The 21,668-nt window shown below is 51.4% G+C and carries 21 protein-coding genes and 4 pseudogenes; 9 read left to right on the top strand and 16 right to left on the bottom strand.

The window, feature by feature from the left end:
• Positions 1-117 precede the first annotated feature (117 nt).
• Positions 118-1,295 (top strand): annotated as a pseudogene (gene prpF, locus H7A79_RS14665) (2-methylaconitate cis-trans isomerase PrpF).
• Positions 1,296-1,467: 172 nt separating this feature from the next.
• On the opposite strand, the gene H7A79_RS14660 reads toward prpF, so the two are convergent.
• The 7 genes from H7A79_RS14660 to H7A79_RS14630 form a co-directional block, all read right to left on the bottom strand.
• Entirely contained in the window at positions 1,468-1,692 is a 225-nt protein-coding gene (locus tag H7A79_RS14660; RefSeq protein WP_214646388.1) for a ZIP family metal transporter, read from the bottom strand.
• Positions 1,693-1,921: 229 nt separating this feature from the next.
• Positions 1,922-2,572, bottom strand: a complete 651-nt coding sequence (locus H7A79_RS14655; protein WP_186999880.1) for an IS1595 family transposase — start codon at positions 2,570-2,572, stop codon at positions 1,922-1,924.
• 98 nt (positions 2,573-2,670) lie between these two features.
• Positions 2,671-4,479, bottom strand: coding sequence for an aspartate--tRNA ligase (gene aspS, locus H7A79_RS14650; RefSeq protein WP_187001746.1), 1,809 nt, complete (start codon positions 4,477-4,479; stop codon positions 2,671-2,673).
• Positions 4,480-4,623: 144 nt separating this feature from the next.
• The gene (locus H7A79_RS14645) at positions 4,624-5,322 is read right to left on the bottom strand and encodes a DUF502 domain-containing protein (protein ID WP_135034727.1); all 699 of its coding nucleotides are present in this window, start codon (positions 5,320-5,322) and stop codon (positions 4,624-4,626) included.
• A gap of 98 nt (positions 5,323-5,420) precedes the next feature.
• Positions 5,421-6,563 carry a phospholipase A gene (locus H7A79_RS14640; protein WP_135034728.1) on the bottom strand — a complete coding sequence of 381 codons (1,143 nt, stop codon included), beginning with the start codon at positions 6,561-6,563 and terminating at the stop codon, positions 5,421-5,423.
• 236 nt (positions 6,564-6,799) lie between these two features.
• On the bottom strand, positions 6,800-7,063 hold the full coding sequence (gene rpsT / locus H7A79_RS14635) for a 30S ribosomal protein S20 (RefSeq protein WP_135034729.1): 264 nt from the start codon (positions 7,061-7,063) through the stop codon (positions 6,800-6,802).
• Between the two features lie 22 nt (positions 7,064-7,085).
• Positions 7,086-7,361 (bottom strand): hypothetical protein, encoded by a 276-nt coding sequence (locus H7A79_RS14630; RefSeq protein ID WP_187000633.1) that lies wholly within the window; start codon positions 7,359-7,361, stop codon positions 7,086-7,088.
• Between the two features lie 31 nt (positions 7,362-7,392).
• Between H7A79_RS14630 and H7A79_RS14625 the strand changes: the two genes are divergently transcribed.
• Positions 7,393-8,541: a type 2 periplasmic-binding domain-containing protein gene (locus tag H7A79_RS14625; protein ID WP_187000632.1), complete on the top strand. Its 1,149-nt coding sequence runs from the start codon at positions 7,393-7,395 to the stop codon at positions 8,539-8,541.
• A gap of 376 nt (positions 8,542-8,917) precedes the next feature.
• On the opposite strand, the gene H7A79_RS14620 is transcribed toward H7A79_RS14625, so the two are convergent.
• From H7A79_RS14620 to H7A79_RS14605, 4 genes are all read right to left on the bottom strand, one after another.
• Positions 8,918-9,382: a ClpXP protease specificity-enhancing factor gene (locus H7A79_RS14620; protein ID WP_187000631.1), complete on the bottom strand. Its 465-nt coding sequence runs from the start codon at positions 9,380-9,382 to the stop codon at positions 8,918-8,920.
• A gap of 51 nt (positions 9,383-9,433) precedes the next feature.
• Positions 9,434-10,039, bottom strand: coding sequence for a glutathione S-transferase N-terminal domain-containing protein (locus tag H7A79_RS14615; protein ID WP_187000630.1), 606 nt, complete (start codon positions 10,037-10,039; stop codon positions 9,434-9,436).
• Positions 10,040-10,181: 142 nt separating this feature from the next.
• Entirely contained in the window at positions 10,182-10,397 is a 216-nt protein-coding gene (locus tag H7A79_RS14610) for a hypothetical protein (RefSeq protein ID WP_187000629.1), read from the bottom strand.
• A 793-nt stretch (positions 10,398-11,190) separates the two neighbouring features.
• A complete protein-coding gene (locus H7A79_RS14605) occupies positions 11,191-11,403 on the bottom strand; it encodes a hypothetical protein (RefSeq protein ID WP_135034734.1) in 213 nt (70 codons plus the stop codon).
• Between the two features lie 145 nt (positions 11,404-11,548).
• Here H7A79_RS14605 and H7A79_RS14600 point away from each other — a divergent pair.
• A pseudogene (locus tag H7A79_RS14600) lies at positions 11,549-12,383 on the top strand (integrase core domain-containing protein).
• Here H7A79_RS14600 and H7A79_RS14595 read toward each other — a convergent pair.
• Both H7A79_RS14595 and H7A79_RS14590 read right to left on the bottom strand, forming a co-directional pair.
• Positions 12,371-12,628, bottom strand: a complete 258-nt coding sequence (locus H7A79_RS14595; protein ID WP_135035874.1) for a hypothetical protein — start codon at positions 12,626-12,628, stop codon at positions 12,371-12,373. The pseudogene H7A79_RS14600 and the gene H7A79_RS14595 overlap by 13 nt on opposite strands.
• Before the next feature lie 504 nt (positions 12,629-13,132).
• The gene (locus H7A79_RS14590) at positions 13,133-13,222 is read right to left on the bottom strand and encodes a helix-turn-helix domain-containing protein (RefSeq protein ID WP_246407987.1); all 90 of its coding nucleotides are present in this window, start codon (positions 13,220-13,222) and stop codon (positions 13,133-13,135) included.
• 140 nt (positions 13,223-13,362) lie between these two features.
• Between H7A79_RS14590 and H7A79_RS14585 the strand changes: the two are divergent.
• The 6 genes and pseudogenes from H7A79_RS14585 (at position 13,363) to rplS (ending at position 18,411) form a co-directional block, all read left to right on the top strand.
• Positions 13,363-14,071: pseudogene (locus H7A79_RS14585) on the top strand (S24 family peptidase).
• A 117-nt stretch (positions 14,072-14,188) separates the two neighbouring features.
• On the top strand, positions 14,189-16,450 hold the full coding sequence (locus H7A79_RS14580; RefSeq protein WP_187000628.1) for a bifunctional acetate--CoA ligase family protein/GNAT family N-acetyltransferase: 2,262 nt from the start codon (positions 14,189-14,191) through the stop codon (positions 16,448-16,450).
• A 58-nt stretch (positions 16,451-16,508) separates the two neighbouring features.
• Positions 16,509-16,757 carry a 30S ribosomal protein S16 gene (rpsP, locus tag H7A79_RS14575; RefSeq protein WP_135035879.1) on the top strand — a complete coding sequence of 83 codons (249 nt, stop codon included), beginning with the start codon at positions 16,509-16,511 and terminating at the stop codon, positions 16,755-16,757.
• Between the two features lie 16 nt (positions 16,758-16,773).
• The gene (gene rimM / locus H7A79_RS14570; protein ID WP_187000627.1) at positions 16,774-17,283 is read left to right on the top strand and encodes a ribosome maturation factor RimM; all 510 of its coding nucleotides are present in this window, start codon (positions 16,774-16,776) and stop codon (positions 17,281-17,283) included.
• Positions 17,283-18,032 (top strand): tRNA (guanosine(37)-N1)-methyltransferase TrmD, encoded by a 750-nt coding sequence (gene trmD / locus H7A79_RS14565; protein ID WP_187000626.1) that lies wholly within the window; start codon positions 17,283-17,285, stop codon positions 18,030-18,032. The genes rimM and trmD overlap by 1 nt, the downstream gene beginning before the upstream one ends.
• A gap of 13 nt (positions 18,033-18,045) precedes the next feature.
• On the top strand, positions 18,046-18,411 hold the full coding sequence (gene rplS, locus H7A79_RS14560) for a 50S ribosomal protein L19 (protein WP_187000625.1): 366 nt from the start codon (positions 18,046-18,048) through the stop codon (positions 18,409-18,411).
• A gap of 480 nt (positions 18,412-18,891) precedes the next feature.
• Here the strand turns inward: rplS and H7A79_RS14555 are convergent.
• The 3 genes and pseudogenes from H7A79_RS14555 to H7A79_RS14545 all read right to left on the bottom strand — a co-directional run bounded on the left by H7A79_RS14555 (position 18,892) and on the right by H7A79_RS14545 (position 21,571).
• Positions 18,892-19,842: pseudogene (locus H7A79_RS14555) on the bottom strand (IS110 family RNA-guided transposase).
• Positions 19,843-20,578: 736 nt separating this feature from the next.
• Positions 20,579-21,319 (bottom strand): hypothetical protein, encoded by a 741-nt coding sequence (locus tag H7A79_RS14550; RefSeq protein WP_246407985.1) that lies wholly within the window; start codon positions 21,317-21,319, stop codon positions 20,579-20,581.
• Positions 21,320-21,367: 48 nt separating this feature from the next.
• On the bottom strand, positions 21,368-21,571 hold the full coding sequence (locus H7A79_RS14545) for a zonular occludens toxin domain-containing protein (protein WP_246407983.1): 204 nt from the start codon (positions 21,569-21,571) through the stop codon (positions 21,368-21,370).
• Between the last annotated feature and the right edge of the window lie 97 nt (positions 21,572-21,668).

The following is a 21,668-nucleotide window of genomic DNA, read 5'->3' as shown; positions in this document are numbered from 1 at the left end:
GCCGTCTGAAAAACACACCCCAGCGCAAGCGTTTGCTTTCACGCATAACATTCTGAACATGCAAACGCTTAAACGGCCGGCAATCCGTCAAACCGATAACGACACAGGAGAAAACATATGGCCGGACACGCAGCCCAAATCAAAATCCCCGCCGTTTACTACCGCGGCGGCACCTCTAAAGGCATTTTTTCAAACGCAGCGATCTGCCTGCGGCCGCACAACACCCCGGCGCAGCACGCGATAAAATCCTGCTCCGCGTTCTCGGCAGCCCCGATCCCTACTGCAAACAGATAGACGGCCTCGGCAACGCCTCCTCTTCCACCAGCAAAGCGGCGATTATCGAAAAAAACAGCCGCGAGGGCCACGATGTCGATTATTTGTTCGGCCAGGTTTCCATCGACAAACCGTTTGTCGATTGGAGCGGCAACTGCGGCGACCTCACTGCCGCCGTTGGCGCATTTTCTATCAGCCAAGGCCTGATTGATCCCGAAAAAGTGCCGCAAAACGGCATCTGCACCGCACGCATCTGGCATAAAAACATCGGCAAAACCATTGTCGCCCACATTCCCATCACCAACGGCAGGGTGCAGGAAACCAGCAGTTTCGAGCTGGACGGCGTAACCTTTCCCGCCGCCGAGGTGCAAATCGAATTTCTCGATCCCACCGATGGCAAAAGCGATATGTTCCCCACCGGCAATCCGGTGGACGAATTGGACATTCCCGGCATAGGCCGTCTGAAAGCCACCCTCATCAATTCAGGCATTCCCACCATTTTCGTGAATGCCGCCGACATCGGCTACACTGGCACCGAGCTGCAAAACGATGTGGACAACGATGCCTCCGCACTGGAAAAGCTGGAAACCCTGCGCGCCTACGGCGCCTTGAAAATGGGTTTGATTGAAGATATTTCCGAGGCCGCCGCCCGCCAGCACGCCCCGAAAATCGCTTGGGTAGCCGCGCCGAAAGATTATGTTTCATCCGGCGGAAAAACAGTTAAGGCCGCCGATATCGATGTTTTAGTGCGCGCCATGAGCATGGGCAAGCTCCACCACGCCATGATGGGCACTGCCTCTGTAGCCATCGCCACCGCCGCAGCCGTTCCCGGCACCCTGGTGAGCATAGCCGCAGGAGGCGGGCGCAACCAAGTGGTGTTCGGCCACCCTTCCGGCACCCTGCGGGTAGGCGCGGCAGCCGAAATACAAAACGGCAAGTGGACGGCAACCAAAGCCCTGATGAGCCGCAGCGCGCGCATCATCATGGAAGGTTTTGTGCGTATACCGGGCGATTGTTTTTAAATCCGATTTACGTCAAAATCCAACTGTTTAACACGCTTTCACCCTACCCCGATTATCCGTATCCGGTATTTTTTTTGAGCAAAGACGGTTTTTCCAGTTGATTTCGTCTCACAAAGATTCCAGGCCGTCTGAAAAACTCTTTCAGACGGCCTGGAATCTTATATCACCACTGTTAGCGGATTAACTTACAGAAAAGTACACGCACCATACTCGGGCGGGCGTGTTCGCGACCGATTTCCGGCAGCAGCTCAACAGACAAGGCAGACAACACCACACCGGCAGCAAAGTGTTGAATCAGGCTGCGCGCCTGTGCCAACGGGTTCCACAACAGCGCCAATACGCCGCCGGCAACGGCCACGGCAGCGGGAACCAACATAATCAAATATTCGTTTTGCACGGCTTTCCCTCATCAGAATTAAGAATGGGCAATGATAAATGCACCGGCTTAAGCCAAGCTGAACAATGCCCAAACCGAGAGCCTTGCGTTGTGTTCGGGTTTAGCCAGATCGCTTTATAACCTGTTGAAATTCAAGATATTCGGGGCAGCACGAGTACGCCTGAACTGTTGAGTAAGTGGTTTAACTATTAAAAGGCCGTCTGAAAAATATTGGGGCTGTCCTAGATAACTAGAACAAATCCTGCTTTACTAATTGTTTTAAAATAGAAATTTGAAATTTTATCTCACTGTTGTTAAAACGCCATTCACACTCTTTCAAATACAGTTCAAAATGCTCTTTGGGAATGCCGTTAAACTTGCGTAAATGGCGTTTTGCTTGGTTCCAAAAGTTCTCAATTCCGTTAATGTGATTTTGTCGCTCAGCAAAATGTGTGCTGTGATTGATCCGAAAATGTGAAAATTCGCTCACATCAAGAACGTCATAACTTTTGTAACAATCGGTATAAACAATGCTATCAGGCTTCACTTGCTCGCGGATAATTGGCAATAAAGTCGCAGTTTGTGTATTGGGTACGGCAACGGTGTAAACCTTACCATTACGCTTCAAAAGCCCGAATACAGCCACTTTGCCAGCCGCACCGCGACCACGTTTGCCTTTGCGTTGTCCGCCAAAATAGCTTTCATCAACTTCTACTTCACCATCAAGCATTTCCAGATGCGGGCTGTTGTGATAGATAAGTAAGCGCAAACGGTGGAAGTAATAGGCAGCGGTATTTTTATTGACGCTAACTAATTGCGCCGCTGTGCGGGCGGTAACACCTGCAACAAATAGTTCAATCAGTTTGTTTTGCTTGTACTGACTTAAACGACTTTTTCTCATAGGGATTATTCTAACCTGAAGTTAAATTTCCCTAGTTATCTAGTACAGCCCCAAAATATTTATCAGACGGCCTGGGTTGTTTGAACGGGCCAAACCCGTTAAGCCTCTTTGCTTTCTGCCGCTTTCTGGCGCAGACGCAGGCTGAGTTCGCGCAGCTGTTTGTCGTCCACAGCGTTGGGGGCGTTGGTCAGCAGGCATTGTGCGCGCTGGGTTTTCGGGAAGGCAATCACATCGCGGATGGATTCGGCACCGGCCATCAGCGTAACCAAACGATCGAGGCCGAACGCCAGGCCGCCGTGCGGGGGCGCGCCGTATTTCAGGTTGTCCAGCAGAAAACCGAATTTGTTTTGCTGTTCTTCAGGCGTGATTTTCAGCGCGGCAAACACTTTTTCCTGAATGTCGGCGCGGTGGATACGGATGGAGCCGCCGCCGATTTCCCAGCCGTTGAGTACCATATCGTAGGCGCGGGCGAGACAGTTTTCCGGGTCGCTTTCCATCAGGTTTTCATGGCCGGGCTTGGGCGAGGTGAAGGGATGGTGCATGGCGGCGTAGCGGCCGCTTTCTTCATCGTATTCGAACATCGGGAAATCCACCACCCACAGCGGGCGCCATTCATCGGTGAAATAGCCGTTTTCGGCACCGTGTTCGTGGCCGATTTTAATGCGCAGCGCGCCGATGGCTTCATTGACAACCTTGGCTTTGTCGGCACCGAAGAAAATGATGTCGCCGTTTTGCGCGCCGGTTTGGGCAATGATTTCTTTCAGGGCGTTTTCAGACAGGAATTTCACAATCGGCGACTGCAGGCCGCTGTCTTCACCGTTGGAAAGGTTGGTAACATCGTTCACTTTGATGTAGGCCAAGCCTTTGGCTCCGTAGATGCCGACAAATCTGGTGTATTCATCGATGTCTTTGCGGGAAAGTTTGGCACCGCCGGGCACGCGCAGAGCAACCACGCGTCCGCCCTTCATGTCGGCGGCGGCGCGGAACACTTTAAACTCTTCCGATTTCATCAGGGCGGTCAGTTCGGTAAATTTCAGGCTCACGCGCATATCGGGTTTGTCGGAGCCATAATAGAACAAGGCCTCCGAATACGGCATACGCGGGAAGTTGCCGAGTTCTGCCCCCAACACCTCTTTGAACACCTGCCTGGCCATGCCTTCGGTGATGTCCATGATTTCGTTTTCATCGAGAAACGAGGTTTCGATATCGATCTGGGTGAATTCGGGTTGGCGGTCGGCGCGCAAATCTTCATCGCGGAAACATTTGGTGATTTGGTAGTAGCGGTCGAAACCGGCCACCATCAGCAATTGTTTGAAAAGCTGCGGCGATTGCGGCAGCGCGAAAAACTCCCCCGGGTGTATGCGGCTGGGCACCAGATAATCGCGTGCGCCTTCGGGGGTGGAGCGGGTGAGCATCGGTGTTTCGATGTCGATAAAGCCTTGCGCATCAAGATAGCGGCGCACACCCATCGCCACTTGGTAGCGCAGGCGCAGGTTGCGCTGCATGGCGGGGCGGCGCAAATCGATAACGCGGTTGGTTAAACGCACGTTTTCGCTCAGGTTTTCATCATCGATTTGGAACGGCGGCGTGGCGGCAGCGTTTAACACTTCGATTTCTTTGGCGAGAATCTCAATGTTGCCGGAAACCATTTTATCGTTGGCGGTACCCTCGGGGCGGTTGCGCACGCGGCCGGTGATGCTCAAAACGTATTCGTTACGCGCGGAATCGGCCGTCTGAAACGCTTCGGGGGTGTCGGGGTCGATGACCACCTGCACAATGCCTTCACGGTCGCGCAGGTCGATGAAAATCACGCCGCCGTGATCGCGCCGGCGGTGCACCCAACCTTTGACGGTAACGGTTTGGTCTAGATACTGCTCGTTAATCAAGCCACAATAATTGGTACGCATAAATAAAACCTTCGGTTTGTTTTCGTTTGATTTTCTTAAGAATGTGTCGGGCGGTATCGGCAGGCCGTCTGAAAAGGCTTTACTGCGCAGCGGCTGCACGGTGGTTTTTTCAGACGGCCTGCAATCCAAACCACTGCGTTACGCTTATTCTTGCCCTGCGGGGTGTTCAGACGGCTTCTGCGCATCGGGCAGGGCTTTCGCCGACCGGTCTTCCGGCATTACCATACCTAGCGAAATCACATATTTCAAGGCATCGTCCACGCTCATATCCAGCTCGCGCACATCGCTTTTTTTTACCATCACATAATAACCGCCGGTGGGGTTGGGCGTGGTCGGCACATAAACGGAAAGGTATTCTTCGCCATTATCGAGGCTGCGACCCACTGCATCGGCAAGGCTGCCCGACACAAAAGCGATCGTCCAGATGCCCGGCTGGGGAAACGGCACTAAAACAGGGGTTTTGAATGAGCGGCTGTTGTCGGAAAACAGTGATTCCGAAACTTTTTTTACGCTGGAATAAATCGATTTCACCACAGGAATGCGGCCGAGCATGTTGTCCCATACCGCAATAATCTGCCTGCCCAGCATATTGGCGGCAAACAGGCCGGTGGCAAACAACACGGCCACCGCCACAATCACGCCCAAGCCGGGAATGTTGAAGCCTATCAGGTTGGCCGGCTGCCATTTGAGCGGCAGCAGCTGGAACAGCCGGTCGGATGCGGAAACGATATAGGTGATCACCCACACGGTTACGGCTATCGGCAGCCACACCAAAACACCTGTAATCAGGTATTTTTTCAATGCGCTGGAGATGCCGCCGCTTTCAGCCGCATTTTTTGCCATATCAATATCCCATACGTGGTAAACGGTAAGTGCTGCCCGAACGCGCCATTATACGCATTCGGGCAGCAAGAAACGAGTGCCTGCTGCAAATTTGGCGGTTAAAAACCATCCCAATCGTTGAGCATCACGCCAAACCCTATGCTGTTGTGTTTGTGGTTGTAGTCCAACAGATTTTCGCCGTAACCATGATAACCTTGTACATAAGCTTTGAGCTTGCCTTTTATCGGAAAGGTGTAGTCGGCCTGCACGCCGCCTTTGCCGGTTTTGGGATTGTAGCGCATGGTGGCGGCAACGGTTTGTTTGTCGTTGAAACGATATTGCAGCTTCACATCGCCGTAGCCCATGTAGTCGGTGATATCGGGGTTGTCGTCATTGTCGCCGCCTGGGTCGAATGCGCGCACCCACAGACGCGGAATCACGGTAAGTTTGCCCCACTCCATACCTGCCATGCCGTATAAACGGTTCCATGAGCGCGACATCGGGCGGCTTTGCCCGTTGGATTGGTGCATAAAACCCAAACCCAGCATACGCAGCCTGCCGCCGCCCGGCAAACCGGCTTTCACGGGCTGGGTGATGAAAATTTCAGGGCTGTAATCGTTATTGCGGAACGGGGCCGATTCCTCACCTTGGTTCCACAGCTGCCAATGGGCGGTTTGAGTATAGCCAAACCACACATCGGAGCGGGTACGGAACACATCCTCCAGCAGTTTGGTTTTAAACGACACCTGCATTTTGGTTTCCGCCCTTTTTTGGTCTTCGCTGCGGGTGTCGCTGGTTGCGCCGCGCGTGGGCGACACAGGCCGGCGGTTGGGGCTGCTGTTATACCATGCGGGCAGCAGATACATGGGATGGTGTTCGCGCACCGACAAAATGCCGCGCACATCGTTTTGATCCAAATCATACATCAAACTCAGCGGCGTATAAGCATCAGCGGCATCGCTCAGGGCTTGAGCAAAACCTTTGCCGCCACTATCTTGGCCAAACACAATCTCCGGCTCTTTTTTTGCGATGCTCTTATCCACCGACTTTACCAAATCCACCGCTTTGGGCGGCTGCTTTTCCACTACCGGAGGCGTTTGCGGCGGGAATCGGGCAGCATAGATTTTGTCGAAACAGGCCAAACGCAAAGCGTTGTCCCGTATCAGCGTACATTGCAGCGCAGCATCGCCGCTTTCAGCAAATACTGCGCAAGAGAATGCCGCCAAGCCGCATCCTGCGGCAACAAAAAGTTTCCATGTCATATCGGCTGCCTTTGATGTGCCGGGTATATTCAGGCCATCTGAAACCGTTGCTTGTCAAATAGTTGAGAAACAAGTAACGCCACGGTTTCAATGCTGCCGCTGATGCAATCCGCTTCTGCGGCAGGCGAAAAGCAAATGCCCTGAAAGGCTCGATATCCGCTTTTCAGGGGCATTATATATTTTAAGCAAGACTCCAATCCGTTGCGGCGGAAAATAAACGCCGCACCAAAACCGGCTTAGGCCAATGCTTTAATTTTGGCAGACAGACGGCTCTTGTGGCGGGCTGCCTTGTTTTTGTGGTAAATGCCTTTATCGGCAATGCGGTCGATTATTTTTACCGAATCTCGGTAAACCGCTTGTGCCGCAGCTTTATCACCGGCTTCAACCGCTTTCAATACCTTCTTAACCGCAGTGCGGAAAGCGGTACGCAAACTGGCGTTGTGGGCACGTTGTTTAACCGACTGGCGGGCACGCTTGCGGGCTTGTGCGCTGTTGGCCATATTGAATGTCTCCTGATAAAAATCAAAATTTAATTTCGTAAACGCGCAATTTTAAATACTTAACCTTATCCGCGCAAGTGTTTTCAATCCCCGACCCTGCCTGCGGCAATCTACTCGAATTCTGCCCAAATAAACGGCGCCCCTGCTGCCCGCCGTTTTTCAGACGGCCTGTGTGCCCCCCGAATTCGGCAGCGCAAAGAAAATATATATATATCACTTTGATTTTTATTAAGCATTCCTTTACAATAGCTTTTACCGCAACCGGGGTTTTGATGGAGCCGCGGTTTTTTTCGTTCATCCAACCCTTTCACATCAGAAAGCCAACCCGTATGAAAAAATCTGTATTAGCCGTTATCGCAGCTTTGTCTTTGGCAGCATGCGGCGGCCAAAGCGAGCAAAAACCCGCCCAGCCTCAAGCAGATGCAGGATCTGCCGCTGCTGCCGGCGGACTGCCCGCCACTGATACGCTCAATATCTACAATTGGTCGAACTATGTTGATGAGAGTACTGTTGAAGACTTCAAAAAAACCAACAATTTGAAGCTTACTTACGACCTGTATGAAAACAACGAAACGCTGGAAGCCAAAGTGCTGACCGGCAGATCAGGTTACGACCTGGTGGTGCCCGGCATAGCATTCCTTCCACGCCAAATCAAGGCAGGGGCTTATCAGAAAATACATAAAGATTTAATTCCCAACTATCAAAACATTGATCCCGAGCTGTTGAAAATGCTCGAAACCGCCGACCCGGGCAATGAATATGCCGTACCCTATTTTTCAGGTGTGAACACTTTGGCCATCACCGCCAAGGGCAAAGAGGTTTTGGGCGGCAAACTGCCTGAAAACGGCTGGGATCTGCTCTTCAAGCCTGAATACACCGGCAAACTGAAATCCTGCGGCATCGCGCTGTGGGACACGCCGTCTGAAATGTTTCCGATTGTGTTGAACTATCTGGGCAAAGACCCGAAAGGCAGCAATGCCGAAGATATCAAAGCTGCCGCCGATGTGCTGCAGGCCGTCCGCCCCGATGTGAAGCGTTTCAGCCCTTCGGTAATCGATGAGCTGGCGCGCGGCGATGTATGCCTAGCGGCCGGCAACGGCGGCGATCTCAACATGGCCAAAGCGCGTTCCGAAGAAGTGAAAAATAATGTCGGCATCGAAGTGCTCACGCCCAAAGGTATGGGCTTCTGGATTGAATCTTGGCTGATTCCCGCCGATGCGAAAAACACGTTGAATGCACACAAATACATCAACTACACGCTGGATCCCGAAGTGGCCGCAAAAAACGCCAATGCGGTAACCTTTGCCCCTGCCAGCCTGCCGGCACGCGAAAAAATGGATCCCAAACTGGTGGGCACACGTTCGATTTTTCCTACTGCCGATGATATGAAAAACGGTTTCGTGATGCCGCAAATGGAAGGCGATGCGAAGAAACTCACGGTAAACCTGTGGCAGAAAATCAAAGTAGGATCAAACTGAAAGCGGGCGTGATACCGCACGCAACAACGGCTGCGTTTGGCGCAGCCGTTGTTTTATTTCCACACCACCGGCAGCCTGCCGGAAAGCCAACGGGTTTGAATCGTACACATCTACCTGGATTGTTTTCGCGGCGCTTGAGTTTCATACAGATGTTTCTATTATTTTTAGAAAAGCAACCTACCCAGTACCACCCTGAACCGGCCAACCTACCCAAATACAAAACAAAGCGTTGCAGACAGTAAAAATACAAATTGGGCAACCCGTCATTATTGATATAACGGCTATTTCAAACCCACCGCTTAGGTGTGGTGTACATTTTCAGACGGCCTGAGTGAATTTTGCAGCGATACAGGTCTATTAAAAGTGTGTACCCGCGCTATTTCACCAACTTCAAACCTTTTTTAGGCTTGGCGGCATTATTCCCGCCGCCGTCTTCGGGCGCAGAACCGGCCTCGGCCTCTGTTTCCGGCTGTTCCTTTTCCACCAAATGCAGGGCACTGCTGCCTTTTTTCTCACTGTCTGTTTGGTAAGGTTCGACTTCAAACCCCATGCCTTCACCGCTTTCGCGGGCAAAAATGCTGATAACGTGGCCGATGGGAATCCAGATTTCGTGCGCCACACCGCCGAAGCGGGCAGAAAAATGTATCCATTCGTTATCCATCGTCAGCGCATGGCTGGCGATGGTGCCGATATTCAATACGATTTCATTATCACGCACATATTGCATAGGCACACGGGTATGCTCATTCACCCAGGCGACAATGTGCGGCGTTTGGTTATTGTCCAAACACCATTCGTAAAACGCGCGCAACAGATAAGGCTTGGTGCTGGTAGTTGTCATGACGGCATTCCTTTCGATAAGGCGGTTTCAGACGGCCAATCTCGACAGCACTCAGCGACGCATGGCTTTTTCGGCGGGGGTGAGGGCTTCAATGAAAGCCTCGCGCTGGAAAATACGCTCGGCGTATTTCAAAATCGGCGCGGCAGATTTGCTCAACTTGACATCATAGTGATCCAAACGCCACAACAGCGGCGACAAGGCAACATCAATCATTGAAAACTCATCGCCCATGATGTATTTGGTTTTAGCGAAAGAAGGCGCCAGCATGGTGAGGCCTTGGGCGATGGCTTCCCGGGCTTTGGCCTGCTCTTTGCCGCCGACTTCCGGCGATTCAAGCACTTTCACATAGCTGAAAAGCTCTTTTTCCATGCGGAACAGCACCAAGCGGCCTCTGCCGCGCATCACAGGGTCGCCGGGCATCAGCTGCGGGTGGGGGAAGCGTTCGTCAATGTATTCATTGATGATGTTGGATTCGTGCAGAATCAGATCGCGTTCAACCAAAACAGGCACTTGGTTATAAGGGTTCATAACCGCTAAATCTTCAGGCTTGTTGAAGATATCAACATCTTTAATTTCAAAATCCATGCCTTTTTCAAACAATACGAAACGGCAGCGCTGGCTGAACGGACAGGTAATGCCTGAATAAAGTATCATCATAATGGTATTGGCTCCAGCTTAAACACCGCCCGAATATTTTCAGACGGCCTGATGTTTTGCAGAATAAAAATTAGACAGAATTATAGCCGACTTATTGCTTTTAAGCCAAGAAAATCATATTAACCAATTGTTTTTAAAATATTTATAAACTTACTAGTATAGATTGGCAACCATAACGGGCTGCCAAAATAAAGACAATCCATTGCAAACTAAAAAATCCACACAGAAAAAACTGCTTGATTTTTGTATGAGAAGCCGCCGCCGGTCCGATGGGGATATTCCCGATATCCAAACCAATTCTGCCATGTTGTTCCACCGCACAATCCACCAAGCCACCACCTGCCATTTGGAATTTCATGCAGGCAAAATTTTTTGGGGCACAGCCGAATGGGGCGAAACTGCTTCTACAGACGCAGCAAAGGTAAACTGTAGCTGTGGCCGTTGCGCAGCGAGATAAATATAGATGTCGTCAGTGTTCTGAAACATCGTGGTAAGGTGTTTACTTTCACGGAAGACAACACCAAACAGGATACCTTACTTTTAGTTGTTGTCAAAAGAGAAACCATATAGGATGGTATAGTTTATACCAACTATCACAAGAGTTATGATGTACCGACCATAACTAGATTTATTCACCACCGCATCAATCAGTCCAAGTGGTTTCCAAACCACCACACGTAAACAGTATTGAAAACTTCCGAAATCATACCAAATACACTCCAAGGAGATGCAACGGAACCAGTCGGAAATTGTTCCCGCTGTTCTTGAAAGAATATGGATTAACTTCAGCACACCGAAAGAACTATTCAAAACGTTACAAGATTGAATGTGTGGCTTAGGCATAAGCAGCGGCAGCTTTTACACTATAAAACGATGGTTTTTGCATTACAAGTGGGCGAGAGTAAATACAAACTTTTGCACAAAACACCACGCTTTTAAAGCCCTTAAAACTTAAATACCATATTATCCTCATCCCCCCAACCCCTTGGGCACGCTGGTTATCAAACCCACTGAAGTCATGCCGTCAAACGCCGCCCATTCGTTGGGGCGGTATTGTTTTATAAAACCCAGATAATCCATGAGCCCACTGCGTGTGCTGCTGAAGAATATGAAAGGCAGGCGTACCAAGCACATAAGCTGAAGAAACTGCACTATGCCGAAGTAATGCAGGTTGGCATACCCTGCAATGTCGAAACATACGGCGGATCGAGTACAAATAAGGTATTCGGCTGCTCAGTGAATTGTGGCAGCAGCGTTTGAAATGGTTGGGAAACAATTTCTAATCCTTTCAGATAGCCATCGACATCGGGATAATCGGTTTGCCGGATACAGTTATACATATGTTTATCGAGAAATTCGGCCATTGTTCCCGCTTAATTACTGTTAAACAGCAGCCATGAGCACAGGCAATGCAGGTCTTTGTAGCTGTTGAAATCCTGAATGGCGGGCTTTGGTCGGTTTGTGTAGTAAAAGCTAGCGTTGTTTACAGTATTTGAAAGACAATACTGCATGAATATCCATAAAAATACCCGGCTAACCCCGCATAACCGCCAGGCCATTTGACGCGCTTATACACAAGACAAAATTCAGTGTAACTTCGTTGGCACAACACTACCGTGTCAGCAGAGTAACGATTTACCGTATACTCAAAGCAGCCCGGTTGCGGCTGCCCACCCCGCAAAAAAGCACCAACAACCGCTTTAAATAAACCAAATACGGCATGAAACGCCTGGTCAAAGTCGAGCGGGAAATCGAAGAGAAACTCAAAAAACAGGCAAAGCGTTATAACAAATCCTATCCCAGCGAAACGGTTCGTTTCGATACCAAACGGCTGCCTTTGCTACAAAACCAAAAAGCAACCGACCATCTGGATTATCTGTTTGTTGCCATTGATGATTTTTCCCGCGAGCGGTATGCTGCGATATTGCCGGACCGTACAGCAGCCGGCGCAGCCAAATTTCTTTTGCGCGATGTGATAGATTGTTGTCCCTATACCATCGAATGCGCCTATTGCGACAACGGTGCGGAATATCGTGACAATGCGGGGCACCCGTTTGGCATTGCCTGTGTGCCAAACAACATAAGCCAAAAATTCACCCGTGTTGCCCGGCCGCAAACCAATGGTAAAGCCGGGCGGGTTGTCCGTACCTTAATGGAAATGTGGCATGACAAGCATCCGTTTAAGGATTCGGCGCACCGGCAAAAAGAGTTATGTCGTTTTGTTAACTTTTATAATAACGTCAAGCCCCACAAGAGCCTGAAAGGTGACACCCCTTTTGAGGTCTTACAGGCTTCATTCCCAACCTGTTGTGTAAACAACCCGACCATTTCCTACACCCTATAACTCATCGGCAACGGCCACTTGTTCGGGTTGCACCACGCCCGCAGCCAGTACTCCACGATTTCGTGTAGCACCCGTTTTTTCTTGGTTTTGACCTGTGCCTGCGCAACCAGCCGCTCCAGCGGCATCACCGCAAAGCCCGCTAGCGGCTCCGACAGCAGGCCCTGTTCTGCCTGTCGAGCCACATATTCCACCGCCGCCGAGATTTTCAGCCCGGCCACATTGTGCATTTTTAGCACCTCGGCCACCACCGCATCCGCGCATGCGCCCCATCGCGCTCTTTGTCCGTCAGGCCGTCGGCATACTCGTTAATCGGCAGCCCCAGCTGCTCCAGTTTGCGCCTCGCCGGCGTCCGCGTCTGTTTAACCACGCTTGGCAGCTGTTCCGGCTGTGCCGCCGCCAACAATTCCGCGGCTTGCTTTTGCTTAATCGCCGCCTGAATTTCGGCGGGCAGGCTGTGGTCAGATAGAGCTTGACCTTGCCGCCACGGGCTATTCCGGACACTCCTTTAAACCGCCAGCCTTGATTTCCCTATGATTTTTGCTATTTGACGAGACAACATATCATCTAAATGCATAGCAACCACCTTTTAAACATTAGCATTTGCATATTGTTTTGACCTTTTTGCTTGGCTTATTTGCTAATATGTAATTAAGCAGAGAAACTCTTGTTCTGATAACGGCTTGGCTAAATTTGCTCGGGCTGCATCTCCAAAAACTCAGCAATGATTTTTCCCCTTTAGAATATGAAAATTACAGTGCGTTTTTCAGGGTGTTTTGGCTCAAGCCTGCCTCCATAGATAGCTGTTTGATGGTTTTTCCACGTTTTTGGACGGCTGCCAAAATTTCGAAACGATGGCAATCCTGATTATCGTCAGTGCCAATATGGTTAATTATATAACTATCCTTTAATAAGAGTTATTGATTATAATTATTTCTAAGTTGAGCGAATAATACTAAGCAACCGCTTAAAAGGATAAAAAATGGACACTTTTAAAGAAAGGTTAACTTATTTATGGCGTGATAATTTAAAGCCCGCCGCTATTGCAAAAGCCATAGGGATGAGCCAGCCCGGATTTAGCCGCATTTGGTCCGAGGGCGGCCTACCAAATACGGAAACGCTGATAAAGATTAAAGAATCAACCGGCTGCAATCTGAACTGGTTATTAACAGGCGAGGGCGAGCCGTATGCAGATGCTGTCTCAGGCCTCAATGACGCAAAGGGCGGCAATGCAACGGCCGCTGCCGACCCGCGCGGCAATCCCGTAAACATAGAAGAATTTGTTTTATCCCGCGCTATGACGTATTTGCGGCGGCGGGGCACGGCTACCCGGTAGAAAGCAAGCATCCTTTGTTTTATATGGCATTCCGCAGGGATTGGATAGAGCATTATGTCTGCAGGGAGCTGGATAAGCTGTCGGTTATTGCCGTAAAAGGCGATTCGATGGAAGGTGTGCTGAACGAAGGGGATACAATACTGGTAAACCATGCCGCCACTCCCCCCGCGAAGGCCTGTTTGTTCTCAGAATCAACAACGACCTGATGGTAAAGCGTGTGCAATCAATACCGGGCAAGCTGCTGATAACCTCGGCCAACCCCGCATACGCACCGTTTGAAATAGACTTGTCCGACATGGGCGACAACATAGCCATCATAGGCCGCGTAGAATGGTTCAGATGTACCATCAGTTAAAAGGTAGTTTAAAACCATTATCCGAGCCGGGGCGTAACAATACTATAGCATTCTATTTTTTGTTTCATACAGACATTATCCCTTAGATACCCAACCGCAACCAAAGAAAGCCATATCATGCACAACCGGCCAGTTCCCCTATCCCCCCGCCATCTGGTCGTTATCGGCGCCAGCGAACGCCCGCACAGCCTGGGAGAACGCGTGCTGACTGCGCTGTTGCGCACCCCTTTTCACGGGCAGATAACGCCGGTTAATCTGCACCGCAAAACCGTGGGCGGCATCAAAGCCTACGCCAACCTAAGCCGCATACCCGATGCAGCCGATATGGTACTGGTGCTGACTCCGCCCGCAAGCTACGAAGCCGTTTTAAAAGCCTGCCGCAAACAAAACATCCCCCATACCGTTTTGGTGCAGGATTGGGACAACCTCTCCGCCGACACGCTGGCACAAGCGCAAGAAGCGGTGCAGAAAGCACGCAAATACGGCATAAACATCAGCGTGTGCCACCCCGCCGCCATACAGGTGCCCGCACTGGGTTTGAACAGCGGCATTCTCCCCGACCTGCCCGCAGGCGGTGTGGGCATCATCAGCGGCAACGCTTCGGAAAGCGCGCGCCTGCCGGCTCAAATAACGCAGGCCGGGCCGGGTGTTTCATACCATATCGGACTGCATTATCCGCTCAGCCCCACCGTTTCCGCCGACTTTATCGACATGCTCGCCGCCGACCCTGCTACCCGGCTGATTGCCGTAACACACAACCCACATGAAAACCAGCGCCGGCTCTTTAGCGCCATACGCCGCGCCGCCCGCCGCAAGCCCGTGCTGCTGTCGGTTTCCCATTATGCCGATCCAGAAGAACAAGCGGTTTTGCAGGCAATTTCGCGCCGCTGCGGCTGCGTATTGGCGTTCACACCCGATGAAACCGCCGCCGCCATCCAAGCCCTGGCCGCCGGCAGCAAACCTGCCCGCAAACTGCACATCATCGCCAACGAACCCTGCGGCAGCCTGCAAACCCATGCCGACACACTCGGCATCACACTGCACCCGCTTCCCGGCAACGAGAGGCCGTCTGAAAACCTTTACGGAAACATCGGCAGCAACCCCGCTCCCGCACGCTACCGTGCGCTGGCAGAAAACTGCCTGCAACACCACCAAACCGAAGCCCTGCTGGCCATCGTTGCCCCCACCGCCGACAACACCGCCGAAAATATCACGCGGCTGATGGCCGGCCTGCAACGCCAAACCGGCAAACCCCTATTCATCAGCAGCCCCTTTTCAGACGGCCTGCTGCAATTCCCCCGCCCTGCCCAAGCCTTGCAGGCATTCCGCTGCCAAAACATTTATACCGACCTGAAACAGCAGCAAAACCAAACCGCCAAACCCCTTCCCGGCCATCTGAAAACACCTTCGGCGCGCGGCATAGAAAAAATGCAAAACAACCTGCCGCAACTGGCCGAATCACTCTGCCTGCCCGAACACAAAACCCCCGAAGCCAACCCGCAGTTTGTACTCACATTCAAATGCCACCCCCGTTACGGTGCCGCACTCTACGCCCGCACCCCCGTACGCACACTGGCCGTATTGCCGCCCTTTACCACGCTCGATGCCGAATACCTGATCCGCCAAACCGGTTTGAAACGCCACCAAAAAACCATACACCAGCTGCTGCACAGCCTGAACACCGCCGCTTCTCTGCCTTTCATCAGCGAAATCAGTGTTTCCGCCGGCAGCACGGGCATAAGCTCAAACATCAAAACCGACCCGCAGGCCGAAACCGCCGAAAACGTGTTCGCCCCCTACCCCGCCAAACCCGCGCACACCTTCACCCTCAAAAACGGCCAAACCGTCCGCATCAGGCCGCTGCTGCCCGAAGATGCCGAAGCCAAACAGAATTTCGTGCGCAGCCTGCCCGAAGAACAACGCTACACCCGCTACATGATGCACCTTGCCGAACTCAGCCCCGCCATGCTCGCCCGCGCCTGCAATCTCGATTACACCTGCGAAAGCGCAGTTGTTGCCGAAACCGAAAGCGGCATCTGGCTGGGTGTAGCCCGTTTCAGCTCCACCGACACCGCAGGACGCTGCGAATTCGGCATCACCACCACTCCTGCCGTCCAAGGGCAGGGGCTGGCCGCACACCTGATGGCGCAAATCATTCAGACGGCCAAACAGCAGGGCTACCGCGAAATGAGTGCCGAAATTCTGCAAAACAACACCGCCATGCTGAAACTGGCCGGCAAACTCGGCTTCACCTTCACCCCATCTCCGCACGACAATGCCCTCACCGAGGCCGTACTAACCCTGGACAAACCGAAAAACACCCCCGTAAACAACATCAAGCACAATTTAAAACAACAAATACTTGCACTAAAATCCTAATTTATCTTAGAATCATCAGTTTTCCATACATCCGATTTTTTATACAAGGAATTTTCTCATGGTAGTTATCCGTTTGGCACGCGGCGGCTCGAAACACCGTCCGTTTTTCAATGTTGTCGTTACCGATTCGCGCAACCGCCGCGATGGCCGCTTTATCGAGCGTGTAGGCTTCTACAACCCCGTAGCCAACGAAAAACAAGAGCGTGTACGCCTGAACGCCGAGCGCCTCAACCACTGGGTCGCACAAGGCGCACAAGTCAGCGAAGCCGTGGCCAAGCTGGTTAAAGAGCAAAAAGCCGCAGCCTGAATCCCCGCCGACTGCCATGACCGATTCTCAGCAATGGGTAGCCATGGGCTACATCAAAGGCGTATTCGGGGTTAAAGGCTGGCTCAAAATCGCCGCCGACACCGAATACGCCGACAGCCTGCTGGACTACTCGGAGTGGAGGCTCAGCAAAAACGGCCTGCACCGCAACGTTATTCTCGAAGCAGGAAAAACCGCCAACGGCGAACTGCAAGTAAAACTCGAAGGCATAGATAACCGCGATGAAGCATTTGCCCTGCGCGGCCATACCATAGAGATCCCCCGCGAAGCCTTCGCCCCTGCTGATGAAGATGAATATTACTGGGCAGACTTGGTGGGCATGACCGTAACCAACACCGAAGGTATTACCTTGGGCATGGTTACAAATCTGATGGAAACCGGTGCACACGATGTATTGGTGGTAGAAGGCGGATACGGCCGGAAACTTATTCCTTTCGTTTCCCAATACATCCTAACTGTAACCGCCGACAGCAAAACTATCACAGCCGACTGGGGTTTGGATTACTGATGCTGATTCAGGCCGTTACCTTGTTTCCCGAAATGTTTCAAAGCATTACCGGATACGGTGTAACCGGGCGGGCACTCAAACAAAACTTGTGGCGCTTCAACGCCATCAACCCGCGCCGCTTTGCCGATAACAAACTCGGCTATATCGACAGCCGCCCTTTCGGCGGCGGTCCCGGAATGATTATGATGGCGCCGCCGCTCAAAGCTGCCATCGAAGAAGCCGAAGCACAATGCAGCGGCAGCAGAAAAGTGATTTATCTCAGCCCGCAAGGCACACCGCTCACCCACTCCAAAGCGGCGGAGCTTGCCCGGTCCGACAACCTGATTTTGCTCTGCGGCCGCTATGAAGGCATAGACGAGCGCCTGCTGCAAAGCAGCGTTGATGAAGAAATCGGCATCGGCGATTTTGTCGTTTCCGGCGGCGAATTGCCCGCCATGATGCTGATGGATGCCGTTTTACGGCTGATACCCGGCGTATTGGGCGATATGCAGTCTGCCGAACAGGATTCGTTTTCAGACGGCCTGCTGGACTGCCCCCACTACACCAAACCCTTAGAATTTCAAGGCATGACGGTTCCCGAAGTATTACGCTGCGGCAACCACGGCCTGATAGCCGAGTGGCGGTTGAAAGAATCGCTGCGACGCACCTTGACGCGCCGACCCGATTTACTCGAAAAGCGCAGTTTTATCCCACAGGAATCCCGCCTCTTGAACGAAATCCTGCAAGAGCAACGGGACAACCAATCATAACTTAGGAAAAAACATGAATCTGATCCAACAATTAGAGCAGGAAGAAATTGCCCGCTTAAACAAACAAATCCCCGAATTCGCACCCGGCGACACCGTAGTGGTTTCCGTGCGCGTAGTGGAAGGCAGCCGCAGCCGCCTGCAGGCCTATGAAGGTGTGGTTATCTCCCGCCGCAACCGCGGTTTGAACAGCAACTTCATTGTGCGCAAAATTTCCAGCGGCGAAGGCGTTGAGCGTACTTTCCAACTGTATTCGCCCAACGTAGAAAAAATCGAAGTGAAACGCCGCGGCGATGTGCGCCGTGCCAAACTTTATTACCTGCGCGGCCTCACCGGCAAAGCTGCACGCATCAAAGAAAAACTGCCTGCCCGCAAAGGCTGAGCCGGCCTGCGCAGTGAAAATACCCGCCACACAGGCGGGTATTTTGTCTAGACAAGGCTGTGCCGAGGTTTTTCAGACGGCCAACCCGTTAAGTGAGTCCAAGCAATTCATTTTTCAGCATATCCGGCATATTAAAGCATCAGGCAATACAAAGCCGACCCTGTTGCCGTTTTGACAGCTTACCGAATCGTTTTTTTAAGCTGCGGCGCAGCAGTTCGGTAGCGGAAATTAAGTGGATACACTATCGTTGCATTTTTCCAACCCCGCCACAAGCCTTACAGGCATCCCTCCCCCCTCCCTCGGGGCGGCTCCCGCTATTTGCCTTATCATACTTGCCCGGAGCAGGGTTATTCAACATAATGGTTTATCGGCACACCAAAGATAGTGTGTGAAAGTGTCAATGCCGTTGATGTATTCTTTCGGCAACAATCAAGCCGTGCCCTGCTTTTGCGGGGCATTTGCCTGTTTGGCATTGTTAATTTATGTTGTTAATCCGCAACGGGTTTTGTCGTATTCTGTTTGGTTTTTCAAAATGTAGAAAGCGATGGTTACCAGCTTTCGCATAATTGCAACAATAGATGAGTTTCGGCGGTTTTTTCCCGGCTTTCAGACGGCCGATAAAGGCGGGAAAGGCGTTCATGCGGTAGGCGGCCAATGCGGGCATGTATAGGGCTGCCCTTAAGTCGGACTTGCCTACCTTTGAAATCCGTTCTTTGCCGTTTACGCTTGTTCCCGGCTGATGCCGTTTTGGACCCAAACCGAAATAGGCGGCCAGTTGGGCAGCGGTATCAAAGCGTGATGTTATGGTCGAGAGCAAAACGGCGGCGGTGTTTTCGCCTATGCCTGTGATGGTTTTCAGGCGTTGGCGGTTTTTGTCGTAATCGGGATTGGCTTTGTAAAAGCTCTGCAAGTCTTTTTTAAGCGTCTGCAAATAGCGGCTCAAGTAGTCTATCGTTGCCTTTATGTGCCGTTTCAAGTAATCGGGGGCTGTTTGATACTTGGTCAGTTCTGCCGCCCGTTGTTTTTTGATGCGAGCTATATAGCGGGTCAGTTCCTGAAGCTGTTTTTGTTCGGACGGCTGCGGCTGCCATGTTTCGGGGTTCATGGCCTTGCAGTAGCGGGCGATGAGTTTTGCGTCTTGTTTGTCGGTTTTGCTTCTTTGCAATACGGCGTTTGCGAAGCCTTTTATTTTTCTTGGGTTGTCCACGCTCATTTTGTAATGGCTGTTGAGATATTCGGCCGGCGGTCTATAGCAGGTTCCCGTTGCTTCGCAGCAGCAGTGCAGGCTTGGGTTGGCGTTATGGCCGTTTAGCATGCTTTCAGCTCGGCTTAACCTGTGGGGCTGTTTCCGAATCGGTGTTCGTAAAAAAAGCCGTCTGAAATCAGACGGCAGTCTATGGTTACTTTGCTCACGTCTATTCCCAAGTACATGGTGTTTTACCTTATCAATGCGGGCTTTGCGCCTTAGATAGTGTTCAAGCTTGATGATTGGGGTAAGCCCCCGCTTCAATCTTTGGGACATGTTTTGAACATCGGCCGTACTTGCGAAGTCGGGGCTTTGCGGTGCGGGCAGCTAATCCGGGCCGCAGGGAAATTTTAATCGGGTTTGTTTCATCTGCCAAACGTTAGCGGAACTAACCCGTTGCGCTGGTTTTTTTTATCTTATCTTGCGCCGCATCGGCCGTGGGTTTGATGCGATTTGAAAAGGGTATAAAAAATCCTGCAAGGGGTATTCATACAGCTTCACTAGACATTTTTCCCCGCCCGAACCGAAACCACCTAGAGGCGCGGGGGCAGAGCAGAGAAACAAGCAGAGAGGAAGATATTAATAATGTTTGTGATCAAGCAAACGGCCACGCGATTTAAACAACTGAAACGGAAAGGAAACGTTATGATTTGATTTTGAATGATTGACAATTTGAACCAAGCAGGGCGGGGAATAGCAAAAATCCCCGTTGGCGCGGGGATTTTGGCATTGCCCGTCATCGTTTAACAACTTTGAAAGGCTTAAAATGCAGTTTAAAATACTCTTCGCTAAGGGAAAACTGCTTTTAACGGTCAATATTGACACGCGGTTTATTTTAGCGGTGTTGATGCTGATTAGTCAATAGCGAGACCCGCCAAACAAAGGCCGTCTGAATCGTTTTCAGACGGCCTTTTTGCGGTTTCACGGCCTGAACTGTTCTCCTGCTTCGACATAGCCGTCATACATCAGGTTTGGCAGGCTTTTTCCGCCCATTACCGGCACTTCTCCGCCTGATGCAGGGCTACCCCCTTGCGCGGTTTCAGACGGCGTGTATGGGGCGTTTGCGGTGTCTTTGTAGGGATTGAACGGCAGGCCGTTTTTAACGTAGTCTTTGCACATTTCGGTGCTTACTTCTTTCAGCGGCGTAGCCTGATCCGAATAACAGGTACAGCCGCTATCACCACCCGAAATACAGGCGGCCACGCGCTCAAAGGTTTTTACCTGCCGCACACTATCATAAAGGGGCTTGCTTTCGGGCTTTTCGGCCAGCGTAGGCACATATAAATCAGGTGTGAGGCTTCGGCCTTGCGCCGATGTGGAATATTCGGCAGACGGGGGCGGTGATGCGAGGGATTCAGCAGAAACGGCGGCAGCCTGAATATCTTCGCTTTGTCCTGAATAGCGTTTGCCCATCTTGATTACAGTATAGGCGGTGAAACCGATCAGCAGCGGCAGAAAGATTATAAGAAACACTAGGCTTTTGGGAATGCGCCGTTTAGGCTTGGTGTGTACTTCCGCCGATTTGTACCGGCCGAATGCTTTTTTTGGCAGCACAAAACTTCTTTCGATGGCGCGGGCAATATTGGTTGCATTATCGGGCTGATCAACGCATTCGTTCCATTCATAAAGTTTTCGGCCAACGGGTTTGATGCTGATATGCATATGTCGCTGAACCAGTTTACGCACGAACGAATCAAGAAAGCTGGGATGTTACGTTATCAGCACGATATCAAGGCCGTGATGACGGTGAAGCGCCAGCTTTTCGATGAACTCAGGAACTTTTGAAGCAGCCGAGCGGGTTCCCATTAATCTTTGCGCTTCGTCTATGATAACGAGCGGGCCGTAGGGCAGAAAGTCTTGTAATCCTTGCTCTTTGATTTGGCCGTCTGAAAGCTCCTGATGTTCTATGGCCAATTCGGGAATACCGTTGATAAAAAGCGGGCGTTTTTTTCTTTTGACCGTCTTTGTCGGTAAAGTGGGTATAGGATTCATCGGACAGCAACATATTCAC

This window comes from Neisseria musculi, from assembly GCF_014297595.2.
GTDB lineage: Bacteria > Pseudomonadota > Gammaproteobacteria > Burkholderiales > Neisseriaceae > Neisseria > Neisseria musculi.
This window is presented reverse-complemented; position numbering and strand designations above follow the sequence as displayed.